Genomic DNA, 12,786 nt, shown 5'->3' on the forward strand with positions numbered 1-12,786 from the left:
TATGAACAAACGTCCGATTATCATCGATACCGATCCGGGTATTGATGACGCACTCGCCATTGCCATTGCATTATTCTCAGATGAGCTGGATGTCCGTCTGATTTCAACCGTTGCAGGTAATGTCGGTCTGGATAAGGTAACCTACAACGCCCTGCGCCTGTTGAAATACTTTGGGCGTGAGGATGTTCCGGTGGCTGTGGGTGCCGACCGACCGCTGATTCGTGAATTTGAAGATGCCAGCAGTGTACATGGAAAAAGCGGTATGGAGGGCTTTGATTTTGAAGAGCCGACGCAGCAGCCGTTAAAGGAAAATGCCGTTGATGCCATGCGCAATGTCATCATGAACAGCAGCGAGCCGGTAACTCTGGTTCCAATTGCACCGCTGACCAATATCGCGCTGCTGTTGAAGACCTACCCCGAGGTGAAGCGGAATATCCGTGAAATCGTCCTCATGGGAGGCAGCGCAAGCCGTGGAAACAAGGGTGTCATGGCTGAATTTAACATCGCATTGGATCCGGAAGCCGCACATATGGTATTCCACAGCGGTGTAAAGCTGACAATGGTTGGACTGGATGTCGGATTAAAAGCTCTGGTATTGCCGGAAGACAGTGAGGAAATCCGCACCATGAACAAAACCGGGGAAATGGCATACTGCCTGTTTAAGAAATACCGCGGGGGAAGCTTTCGCACCGGGCTGAAAATGTATGATGCAACAGCGGTTGCCTATCTGTTGAAGCCGGAGCTGTTTGAGGCGGTGGAAACGTATCTGGATGTCGAACTGCATGGCACGATGACTGCCGGCTGTACGCTGGTTGATCTGAAGGGCTATTTAGGGAAAGAGCCGAATGCCACAGTTTGTCTGGATATCGACGGGAATGCATTCCGTACATGGTTCAAGGAAGCCATTGCGAAATGCAGATAGAATGTATAATATAAAAGGAGAGAACACATATGAATGATATCATTATGTATGGATCTGCACTGATTGCCGTTATTATCGTCGTTATCATGCTGATCAAAAAAATGGATATTAAAGTCACACTGTTTGCCATGGGTATTGTGTTGATGTATATCGCAATCGCCATGGGAAATCCAATCGCAATCAAGGAATTTGAATCAACCGGTCTTACCGTACTGGATCCGCTGAAGGCTGTAATCGATCAATTCAAGAGTACACTTCCGGCTGCCGGCTTCATCATTCTGATTCTGGGCGGCTATTCCGCCTATATGACGAGCATCGGTGCCAATGAGGTTACGGTTCATACTCTTACCAAGCCAATCAAGAAAATTAAATCGGTATATATCCTTGTTCCACTGGTATTCCTGATAGGAAATGTACTGTCTCTTGTAATTCCAAGTGCTTCCAACCTTGCCATCATCCTGCTTGCGACACTGTATCCTGTTTTGCGTCAGGCCGGTATGTCTCCGTTGACCGCAGCGGCAGTCATTGCCACTACCGCAACGGTTATGCCGACTCCTCTTGGCGGTGACAATGTTGCCGTAGCAACAGAGCTTGCAAAATATCCTGCATTTGCAGGTATGAGTGTTACCGACTATGTTATCCAGTACCATGCCATGATTTCCGTACCGACCCTGATTGTTATGGCCGTTGTGCACTTCTTCTGGCAGAAGTTTATGGACAAGAAAAACACAGGTAAGCTGGAAGACAATGTTGAGGTTCACGAGGTTAAGGCGATTCCGGAAGGCGGATTGTATCGTTTTGTTTATACATTGCTTCCCATCTTCCCGATTCTGCTTCTTATCGTTGTTTATATCATTCGCAGCGTAACCGGAAGTAATGTTGATATCAGTGTTGAGGTAGCTTCTCTGCTCTCCTTCCTGATCGCTATCGTGTGTGAAATTATACGTACGAAGGATAGTGGAAAGGTATTGAAGCAAACAGAAGATTTCTTCAAGGGAATGGGAAGTTCCATGCCAATCGTTGCACTGCTGGTTGCAGCTAGTGTATTTGTATTAGGTCTGAATTCCATTGGTCTGATCGATGCTTTACAGACTGCCATGCTTGGTGTTCAGGGATCAGGAATGGGCTTTGTACTTCCGTTGATTCTGATGGGACTGACGATTCTGATTGTACTGCTGAGCGGAAGTGGAACAGCATTGTTCTATGCCATGGTTCCTTTGATGGTACCACTGGCTGAAGCTGCCGGAATCTCTGCCATCGCCGTATCCATTCCGATGGGACTGTGCGGTAATCTGATGCGTGCGGTATCCCCTGTTGCAGCCGTTGTTGTCATTGTTGCCGGTACGATTAAAGCGAACCCTCTGGATATTGTTAAGCGTACCTCTGTTCCTATGATCGCCGGTGTTGTTACCATGTTTGTTTTATCCATGATCATGTTCCTGTAAAATCATCAGCAATCCCTGCAGGATTATGATAAAATAAAGGTAATTATCAGGAAGGGTAATTACCTTTTTAAAAATTACAGTGCAGGAGGAGTATATGAAAGTGACCATTAAGGACATCGCAAAAAAAGCAGGTGTCAGTGTCAGTACGGTGTCGCTCGTGTTGAACGATAGACCATGCCGTGTAGCTCAGCAGACACGCGACACCATCAAGGACATTGCGAAGCAGTATAATTATAAGGTCAATCAGACCGCAAGAAGTCTGGTCACCAGAAAATCGAATATTCTGGGCCTCATCATCCCGGATATCGAAAACCTGTTCTTCTCCGCATTATGCAAACGGATGGAGGAATACCTCCGGGAGCTGGGATACGCACTCATGATCGTAAATTCCAATGATCATGCAGCGGATGACAGCATGCTCATCGATCTCCTTGTTTCAAGAGGGGTTGACGGTCTTGGTATCACCGTCAGCAATGAATCCTTTCAGGATGAAACGATACGCAAAAAGCTGGCATCCCTTTCCATCCCCTATGTGATGATTGACCGTATGTATCCCGATCTGAATTGCAGCAAGGTTTATTTTGATAACGAATCAGGTGCTTATATGGCCATTGAAAAGCTAGTGAAAAGCGGCCACAAAAAAATCGCATGCATCGGAATTTCTTCCGCAAGCAAAACTGGGGCGAGCCGTGTTGCAGGCTATCGCAAAGCTATGCAGCAGTTCCAGCTGGAGGTTCGTGAAGATTATGTTCTCGATGGAAATTATCGCTTTCAGGGTGGATATACCTGTGCAAAGCAGCTGATGAAGATGGATGTTACCGCTGCCTTTATCTGTAATGATATGATGACACTGGGGGTCATGCGTTACTTCCAGGAGCATCATGTCCGCATACCGCAGGATATATCCATCGTCAGCTATGACAACACATTAAACCGGTTTACGCTGGGTACTGAGATCACAAGTGTGGATCAGAATGTCGGACTGCTGGCGAAAACTTCCTGTAATGAGCTGCTGGCACAGCTGCGTGATCCTGCGCATCGTCAACAGGATATCTGTCTGAAGCCGCAGCTGATTGAAAAAGACAGCGTACAAATCATATAATACAAAAAGTGCACCATGGCATCACCCGGGTGTACTTTTTTCATGTATAACCGCACTGGCTTTGGTTCAGGATGTGAATTGGCCTGTATCATTGAAACAGTCTTTGCAGAATTCGCAGGAAGGGAGCACTGCTTTCCCATACCTCCCCCATGATGTTACCGGATTGAGAAATCGTTTCATACTGTTCACCGGTTATCATGTCCTTTAAGGCAGCCGGATTCAATGTAAGAAATTCCCGCAGTACGGCGCTTTGCGACTGCTTTATCTGTGAAGAGCCTGTATTCTTGTTCTTCCCTGTATATAATTGCTCTGTATCCGCATAATCTGCTTGGGCTGTCGTCTGTATTGCATCCGGTTTTCCTTCATGTTTCTCCATCCTGATCACCTTCTCTTTTTTTCTCTGTTCTTTTTTTACAGCTTCGCTTATCTGTGAGGCATCCTGTCCAATCGTCCAAGGTATTGTTTCGTCTTTGTCATTCGGTGTATCCGGTACATAGGGAGACTCTCCTCTTCCACCGCCCTGCCCGTCATTTCCTTCTCCACCGCCATCATTTTTATTCTGGTCAGAAGCATCCGGAATCGGATTTCCGGCAGCATCATGCACCTTTAGCACATAGCTTCGTCCATCATAATATCCACCGATGATTTCAACTCTGGCATAGGTGAACGGTTCTGTTACCTGCAGCATATAAACAACAATATACGGTGGCAGGACAATGCTTCCCGGTGCATACTGCGACATGCTGTGAATGCTGTTGTGTTGAAATTTCCAATGCGTTTTGTCAGTGCTTGTATACAGATGAATCGCTTTGGCATTATATGCCCGCGGAAAATGAAAATAATAATCGGTATCATTGCGAATCATATACAGTGACATATCAAACACAGGTTCGCTGTCGGGGATGATATAAAAGGGAAACGCATGCTCAATGATATCAATCCGTTCCCTGCTGCTTTCATCCGCAATACCATACAAATAAAATGGCTTGTGTGTCTGCATGCCACGCTCATATGCTGTGGTATCATACTGCAGGGATATCTGAAAGCTTTTTTCTTCTCCGGTTTCTGACACAGCAGTCACTTCAACCTGCTTAGGCAATGGCAGATCATCCACCATATGGGATTGCAGGGCTGCAATCTCCTTTGCCGGCATGGGAGTGTCCAGCTTCCATGCCTTTTCCAGCGGTTGATTGTTTTCGACGATAATAACCTCATTGCCGATATAGCAGCCGTCCGGTATCTGAATCGCCTTTGAACCAGTGCCGTTTACCTCAATGCGTGAATACTCAATTTGAAACCAGTCCGCAAGCACGCCGATGCTGTTGTCTCCGTTGGTATAGATATCAACATCCACCATACTTGCGGAATAATAATGTTCCTGATACGGATTTTTATTTAATACTCCGATTGCATTTTCACCCTCAGCACTGATATAATTCTTCTTATCTGTATATTTTGCATATAATCCTTCACCGCCGGCTATTTCCAGAGCTGTTCCCTCTGTGCTGTGAATGCGTAAACCAAATGCACTTACACCGGTATTCATATATACCAGCGGTCTGTTTTTTCCGCTGCCCTCTATCGTCAGTGTTTTTTCTTTATCGACAAACCCCCATGCAGCATCGTTATTGAAATTATCTATATTAACGTTGGAATCCCCATCGATGTTATGTTCAATTCTTACCTGATAGCCATTGGTATAAATGGTAATCTCTCTGCTTGTGATGATATCCGCATTGATGATCATGTCACCCTGCATTTCAAATGTCCCACCCTGCGGATGCTCGTGTACAAAGCTGAGAAAGCGTTCAAATTCCGTTTGTATGCTATCAGCCGCATATACCGGTAACAAATAATGAAGCAGCATACATACCATGATTCCAATTCCTGTTATCCTTTTCATATTCTCTCACCTTTCACTGCATCACTTCTTCTATTTTAGCATATCCTGTCAGCCGGCAATATAACAGATTTCACATTTGAAGCATTCTTTATGCCATGGAATGTATTCCCTTCCGGTATTTATCTACCCTTCCTTATATTATGAGGTATCTGTTGTGATTTTTTTGTTCAGAAAGCCATGACAATCAGGAAATGATAAGAGGATGTGCATAGATTTACATTGTATGCATGAAGAAAGTCTGTTTTCATAAAGCAGATGATTGTTCGTTATACAAGATACTTTAAGAGACAGAAAGAGAAGCATCAATGCAGAAAAAAAGACAGGTCTTCCAATATCCATGCAGGATATTGCGGATGACTGTCTTTCTTTATCCCATTCGATTTACAGCTGTGTGAACATTTCCTTCGGTGCACCGCACAGAGGACACTTGAAATCCTCCGGAAGCTCTTCCCACTTTGTACCCGGGGCAATTCCCTGATCCGGCAGACCTGCCGCCTCATCGTATTCCCAGTTACAGATATCGCAAACGTATTTTGCCATAATCAGATCCCCTTTATCTCATGAAATGCATGCTGTGCCGCAATGGCTCCGTCGTTGGTTGCCGTAACAACCTGGCGCAGTTTTTTCGCAATGACGTCTCCGGCACCATAGATGCCCTTTGCCTTTGTTTCACAGTTTTCATCCACGATCATGTAGCCGCGCTCATCCAGGATACCCAGCCCCTCTAAAAAGGAGGTAGCCGGATCCAGTCCGATATACGGGAATATGCCATGTGTTTTCATTTCTGTTTCCACATTCGTATCCACATTTCGTATGACCAGACCGGTAACGCGCATGCCGTCATCGACAACACGCACCGGCACATGCTTTGTCACCACCGTGATTTTCGGATTATCCTTGATTGCATTTTGAACAATGCTGTCTGCACGGAATACATCCCGTCGTATTATGATATTCACCTTGCTGGCAAACTGTGTCAGATAATTTGCTTCCTCCAGCGCAGAGTTGCCGCCGCCGATGACCACAACCTCCTGATCGCGGAAAAATGCACCGTCGCATACTGCACAATAGGATACACCGCGTCCGACATTTTCCAGTTCCCCCGGCACATTCATCATACGCTCCTGTGTTCCGGTTGCCACAATGACAGCCTTTGCCTCATACTCCGTTCCATCCTCACAGACGATTTTTTTATATGCGCCATCCTCCACACGGATGACATTGCCATACAGGTATTCCGCACCAAAGGATGTGGAATGCTCAAACATATCGCTTGCCAGCTTGGCACCGTTTGTTTCAATAATGCCCGGCCAGTTGCTGATTTCCGCCGTCTTGATCAGCTTTCCTCCGGGAGCACCCATTTCCAGCATTGCTGTTTTCAAGCCGGCTCTGCTTCCATATATTGCCGCACTCATGCCGGCAGGTCCGGCACCAATGATAATTAAATCGTAACGTCGCTCCATTCGTGATCCTCCTTTATGATCGTAATCAGATCAGACATGTCTCTAATGATAGCACAGGGTTTGCACAACTGCATCTCTTGTGCCCGTGATTCTTCATAGACAAAGGCTACCGAGAAGGCGCCCATCTTCTTACATGCCTCTATATCCGTAGGTGCATCCCCTACATAGACAACATCATCATGCGGAACATGCAGCTGTTCACAGGCAGTCAGAATACCAATCGGATCGGGCTTCGGCCGCTCAACGTCCGCACCGCCCAGGATAATCTCAAAATACGATTCCAGATCAAACTGCTTCAATCCCATACGGACAATATCCTGCAGCTTGTTGGACATGACGGCAAGCGGATAATCGTTTGCTTTTAAATATTCCAGCGTTTCCTTCACATGGGGAATCGGCTTGACAAATTCATCATGATGCTCATGATTGTAAGCACGATAGCAGGCGATGATTTCATCTACCTGTTCCTCCTTGAAATAGCGCAAGAAGGACTGCTTCAGCGTAGGTCCCAGAAAGGACTGCTTTTCCTCTTCACTCAATGTATAGCCCGGCTTGTATTGTGCAAAGGTATGCTCAAAGGACTTGTAAATCAGCTCCTTGGTATCCACCAGTGTGCCGTCCAGATCAAAGATCACCGCCGGCTTGTGCTTTTTAAACGGATAGATGTTTTTAAATACCTTATCCCAGACACCGAGTATTCCTAAAATGCCGATCAGGACACCGAGCAGAGATACCAGCTGTGCGACGCGAAGTCCTCCCAGCATCAGGGAATCGGTTCGCATTCCTTCAATAAAGAAGCGAATCATGCCATACCATGCCAGATAGGCAAATGCCAGATCCCCGCGTTTTTTTCTGCCGTGTTTTTTATAAACCACGGTAATCAATACGAAGCCAATCAGATTTCCGACGCTTTCATACAGGAAGGTCGGCTGACGGAATGCACCGTCAATATACATGTGATCACGGATAAAGGCCGGGAAATGATCATAGAAGCTGGCATTTACCACACCGCCATACGCCTCCTGATTTATGAAATTCCCCCAGCGGCCGATTGCCTGCGCAAGCATCATATTCGGAAAAACAACATCCATAATACGCAGTCCGTTATACTGATAGCGGCGGAAGTAGAACCATCCGAATATCGTTCCGGCAATCACACCTCCGTGAATTGCCAGACCGCCCTCCCATATATAGAAGATACGGATCGGGTCTGCCGCATACAGATTGTTCCATTCAAAGATAACATAATACAGACGGGCACCGATGATGGCGATCGGCAGCATCATCAGAAAGAAGTTTTCAAATACCTCTTCCTTATACCCCCATTTCTTAAACTGACGAAGAGATAAAAAATATGCCAGAAAGGCACCGGACAGAATCAGCACGGCGTACCATGTGACCTGTAAGGATCCTATCGTCAATACAGTTTTCATATCGGGAAAAATTGTCATAAAAGCCTCCTATTGTTCATTCTTGTTCTTTTCGATATAGTCAAGGACACGCTGCTCAAACTCCTTGGCGCTGTCCATCCCCATGACGGATAACATATAATTCGTTACCGCAGATTCAATAATGACTGCCATAGAACGGCCTTCACGCACCGGGACAACGATTTTCGGTATGTCGATGCCCAGAATATTCTCATGCTTTTTTTCTTCGATTCCTACGCGGTCATAATCCTGATCCGCTTTCCACGGCTCCAGATTGACCTGGAAATTGATTTCTGCTTTAGGCAGGACAGAGCTTACGCCGAACATTCTGGATACATTGATGACACCGATTCCACGAATTTCCAGCATTTCCCGCAACAGCTCCGGAGCCTTCCCTACAATTTTGTTGTGGATTCGATAACAGTCCACTCGGTCATCCGCCACCAGCAGGTGACCGCGCTTGATCAGCTCCAATGCGATTTCACTTTTCCCCATTCCGCTTTCCCCGCGAATCAGTACACCTTTTCCATAGATGGAGAGCAGTCCTCCGTGAATGCACATACTGGTTGCCAGCTGCTCATCCAGAAACGCCACGATATCGACAATCAGACGGTAGGTCGGGGAGCTGGATAGGAAAATCGGAAAGTTTTTCCGCTTCGCATAGCGCTTTAATACATCCGGACACTTATGTCCCTTGGTCACAATAATGGCCGGTGTCTGTTCGTTGGTGATAAAGTCAAAGGATTTCCGCTGCTTGTGTACGCTCATTGTCGCAATATAGGCAATTTCCTTATCTCCGAGGATAACCAGCCGCTTCTGCTGGGAATTCTCAAAATAGCCTGCCAGCTCCAGACCGGGGCGGTTGGTATCCGCAATGACAATGGGACGCTCCAGAGATGCATCATCTCCGGTTATCTGTATGAAGTCAAAGTTTTCGACAAGCGTTCTGACTTTCACGATATTCTGTTCTTCCATATGCACTATCCTTTCTCCAGTACCTTTTTCAGATACTGACCGGTATAGCTGTTTTCTACCTTGATGATCTGCTCCGGTGTTCCGCTCGCAATGATCGTACCGCCTTCGTCACCGCCCTCCGGACCGATATCAATGATATAATCCGCACTTTTGATAACATCCAGATTGTGTTCAATGACAATGACCGTATCACCGTTTTCCACGATCCGCTGCAATACCTCCAGAAGCTTTTTCACATCATGGGTATGCAGACCGGTTGTCGGCTCATCCAGTATAAACAGGGTTTTACCGGTTGCTTTTCTCTGCAGCTCGCTTGCCAGCTTGACACGCTGCGCTTCACCGCCGGACAAGGAGGTTGCACTCTGTCCCAGCTTGATGTAGCCCAGACCGACATCCTTCAGCGTCTGCAGCTTATGTTTAATTTTATGCATATTGGAGAAAAAGTCAATCGCTTCCTCCACGCTCATTTCCAGAACATCATAAATATTTTTTCCCTTGTAGGTTACCTGCAGGGTTTCTTCATTGTAGCGCTTGCCGCCGCATTCCTCGCATGGGACATAGACATCCGGCAAAAAGTGCATGGATATGCGCAGGATGCCATCTCCCTGACAGGCTTCACAGCGCCCGCCCTTCACATTGAAGGAGAAGCGTCCCTTTTCATAGCCGCGCATCTTTGCTTCCGGGGTCTGTGTATACAGGTCACGGATATCATCAAACACACCGGTATAGGTCGCAGGATTACTCCGCGGTGTTCTTCCGATTGGATCCTGTGAAATATCAATCAGCTTGTCGATGTTTTCAATCCCCTTGATTTTCTTATGCTTGCCGGGACGGATTCTTGTTCTTCCAAGCGCATGCATGACACCCTTGCTTAACACCTCATTAACGAGGGATGATTTTCCACTGCCACTCACACCGGTAACGACCGTTAATGTTCCCAGAGGGATTTTCACACTGACATTTTTCAGGTTGTTTTCGCTGGCACCGACAATCTCCAGCTTCTTGCCGTTTCCCTTACGTCGTTTCGCAGGGATTTCTATCTTTCGTTTCCCGCTCAGATACTGACCGGTTAAGGAGTTTTCATTTGCCATGACCTCCTCCGGTGTACCGGCTGCGACAACATTGCCGCCATGAATTCCGGCGCCCGGACCGATATCAATGACATAATCACTGGCACGCATCGTATCCTCATCATGCTCTACAACAATCAGTGAGTTGCCAAGATCCCGCATATTTTTCAGGGTATCGATCAGACGGTCGTTGTCCCGCTGATGCAGACCGATACTCGGCTCATCCAGTACATACAGAACACCGCTTAAACGGGAACCGATCTGGGTTGCCAGACGGATTCGCTGCGCTTCTCCTCCGGACAAAGAGCCTGCCAGTCGATCCAGCGTCAGATAACCGAGACCGACATTGCTCAGAAAGCCCAGACGATCTGCGATTTCCTTGAGGATCAGCTTAGCGATGTCCTTCTGCTGCTGTGTCAGCTCCAGCTGCTTCATAAATTCGATTGCCTGCTTGACAGACATGGTTGTCCATTCATAAATGTTGATGCCACCTACGCGAACACTTAATGCCTGTTCATTCAAGCGGCGTCCCTTACAGATTGGGCACGGTGCCTCCGCAAGGAAGGTCGCATACCATTCTCTGGACATTGTAGAGCTGGTTTCCATGTAACGGCGTTCAATCAGAGTACATACACCCTCAATAAATTCCGTCTTTTTCATGACATTGCCGCTGCGGCTTGCCAGTCGATAGGAAATGAGATCCTTAGAGCCATACAGTAATATGTCCAGTTCGCTTTTTTTCAGATCCTTGATCGGTTTATCGATATCAATCTTATAATAGTCAATCAGTGCCTTGAAACGCTGCCATTCCAGATTTTCTGTTCCGACAATATTCTTATAATATATAATACCGCCCTGTCGTATGGACTTGGTGCGATCCGGGATCAGATAATCCACATCCACCTTCTGCGTGATGCCAAGTCCCTTGCAGTGGTCACAGGCACCAAACGGTGCATTGAAGGAAAACAGCCGCGGCTCCAGCTTCGGAATGTTGAAGCCGCAGTATTTACAGGAATAATTGCTGGAAAACAGAATCTCCTCTTCATTATATGTAACAACCGCCAGTCCATCACTCAGTTTCAGCGCAGTTTCCAGTGAATCGTGGAGGCGGGAACGATCACTCCCCTTTACGATCCGGTCTACCACCACATCGATATTGTGCTTTTTGTTTTTCTCTAAAGACTCCACATCCTCCAGAAGCTTCATTTCTCCGTCAACGCGGACACGGATATAGCCTTCCTTGCGCAGATGCTCAAACAAATCTCTGTGGGTTCCCTTTTTGCCATGCTCGATCGGAGATAAGATGGTCAGGCGTGTCTTATCCTCAATTTCCATGATACGGTCCACCATCTGCTTGATTGTCTGTGATGTGATGGGTTCATTGTGTGTCGGACAGTAGGGGATACCCACCCTTGCATACAGAAGTCTCAAATAGTCATAGATTTCCGTGACCGTTCCGACCGTGGAACGCGGATTGTTGCTGGTCGTCTTCTGATCGATGGAAATGGACGGGGAAAGTCCCTCAATGGAATCCACATCCGGCTTCTCACTGTTGCCAAGGAACTGGCGTGCATAGGCACTCAGCGATTCCACATACCGTCGCTGTCCCTCTGCGTAGACCGTATCAAATGCAAGAGATGTCTTACCGGAACCGGATACACCGGTCATGATGACAAACTTGTCTCTCGGGATACGGATATCAATGTTTTTCAAATTGTTTTCTCTAGCGCCTTTGATATCTATATAGTCATGATTCATAATCATTACCTCCAAACTTACCATATTATTATACATTAGTATTCCCGAAAAAGCCTAAGATTTCGCATCTTTTTTGTAGGAATTTCAAAGTTTGGAAAAAAATTAAATTTCTTTGAAAGGTTTTTAAGGGCTGCGGCATGTTATAGGTGGAAACCCTAAGGAGGAAACAAAATGAAAAAGAAAGTTATGTTAGCATCCCTGCTGGCAATCGGACTTGCGGCAGGTGTAGGTACACAGATTCATGCACAGGATACAGCTTATCTATGCGGAGGCTATCATTCTCACATGCATTCTGCGGCGGATGGATGCCTGCGTACGTTAAAGGAACAGCAGGCGGCAAGAGATGCGGCTGCCAAACGTCAGGCTGAAGCAGCACAGAGACAGGCGCAGGCGACACGGAAACAGAATGCGTCAACAACACCTGCTTCCAACACCACGGTACAGCCGGAAGCAGTGAGTACAGCGAACGCAAACAGCTCACAGCAGCCGGGATCACAGACTGCACAACAGGTCGCAGATACTGCATCCAACCCTTGCCCATATCACGAAAATTGCGACGGAATTCATCAGCATAGTGAAAACTGTGATGGAACTCACCAGTTGAATGAAAACTGCAATAACGGTATGCAGGGGTATCACCATAGTGAAGGTCGTGGCCAGGGAGCGCATCACGGCAATGGAAACGGCCATCACGGACGATAAAACAAACATGGTTTCA

10 protein-coding genes are annotated in these 12,786 nt (G+C 46.8%); 4 read left to right on the forward strand and 6 right to left on the reverse strand.

The genetic code is table 11. The features are described from left to right. The first annotated feature begins 1 nt into the window (after position 1). The 3 genes from rihC (at position 2) to KSZ58_RS11765 (ending at position 3,469) form a co-directional block, all read left to right on the forward strand. A complete protein-coding gene (gene rihC, locus KSZ58_RS11755; protein WP_008816578.1) occupies positions 2 to 922 on the forward strand; it encodes a ribonucleoside hydrolase RihC in 921 nt (306 codons plus the stop codon). Positions 923 to 951: 29 nt separating this feature from the next. Further along, positions 952 to 2,367: a C4-dicarboxylate transporter DcuC gene (dcuC, locus tag KSZ58_RS11760; RefSeq protein WP_008816577.1), complete on the forward strand. Its 1,416-nt coding sequence runs from the start codon at positions 952 to 954 to the stop codon at positions 2,365 to 2,367. A gap of 94 nt (positions 2,368 to 2,461) precedes the next feature. Next, positions 2,462 to 3,469: a LacI family DNA-binding transcriptional regulator gene (locus tag KSZ58_RS11765; protein WP_008816576.1), complete on the forward strand. Its 1,008-nt coding sequence runs from the start codon at positions 2,462 to 2,464 to the stop codon at positions 3,467 to 3,469. 88 nt (positions 3,470 to 3,557) lie between these two features. On the opposite strand, the gene KSZ58_RS11770 is transcribed toward KSZ58_RS11765, so the two are convergent. The 6 genes from KSZ58_RS11770 to uvrA form a co-directional block, all read right to left on the reverse strand. Continuing rightward, positions 3,558 to 5,372, reverse strand: a complete 1,815-nt coding sequence (locus tag KSZ58_RS11770) for a hypothetical protein (RefSeq protein WP_224727356.1) — start codon at positions 5,370 to 5,372, stop codon at positions 3,558 to 3,560. A gap of 381 nt (positions 5,373 to 5,753) precedes the next feature. Continuing rightward, entirely contained in the window at positions 5,754 to 5,912 is a 159-nt protein-coding gene (locus KSZ58_RS11775; RefSeq protein ID WP_008816574.1) for a rubredoxin, read from the reverse strand. Between the two features lie 2 nt (positions 5,913 to 5,914). Further along, positions 5,915 to 6,835, reverse strand: coding sequence for a thioredoxin-disulfide reductase (gene trxB / locus KSZ58_RS11780; RefSeq protein ID WP_008816573.1), 921 nt, complete (start codon positions 6,833 to 6,835; stop codon positions 5,915 to 5,917). After that, positions 6,814 to 8,286, reverse strand: a complete 1,473-nt coding sequence (lgt, locus tag KSZ58_RS11785; RefSeq protein WP_008816572.1) for a prolipoprotein diacylglyceryl transferase — start codon at positions 8,284 to 8,286, stop codon at positions 6,814 to 6,816. The genes trxB and lgt overlap by 22 nt, the downstream gene beginning before the upstream one ends. A gap of 9 nt (positions 8,287 to 8,295) precedes the next feature. Next, positions 8,296 to 9,240 carry an HPr(Ser) kinase/phosphatase gene (gene hprK, locus KSZ58_RS11790; protein WP_002606016.1) on the reverse strand — a complete coding sequence of 315 codons (945 nt, stop codon included), beginning with the start codon at positions 9,238 to 9,240 and terminating at the stop codon, positions 8,296 to 8,298. A gap of 5 nt (positions 9,241 to 9,245) precedes the next feature. After that, positions 9,246 to 12,068, reverse strand: coding sequence for an excinuclease ABC subunit UvrA (gene uvrA, locus KSZ58_RS11795; RefSeq protein ID WP_009270634.1), 2,823 nt, complete (start codon positions 12,066 to 12,068; stop codon positions 9,246 to 9,248). A 171-nt stretch (positions 12,069 to 12,239) separates the two neighbouring features. Here uvrA and KSZ58_RS11800 point away from each other — a divergent pair, with 171 nt between their 5' ends. Then, complete coding sequence (locus KSZ58_RS11800) at positions 12,240 to 12,770, forward strand: hypothetical protein (RefSeq protein WP_008816570.1); 531 nt, start codon at positions 12,240 to 12,242, stop codon at positions 12,768 to 12,770. Positions 12,771 to 12,786 lie beyond the last annotated feature (16 nt).

It is taken from the genome of Erysipelatoclostridium sp. DFI.2.3 (assembly GCF_019132535.1).
Lineage (GTDB): Bacteria > Bacillota_I > Bacilli_A > Erysipelotrichales > Erysipelotrichaceae > Clostridium_AQ > Clostridium_AQ innocuum.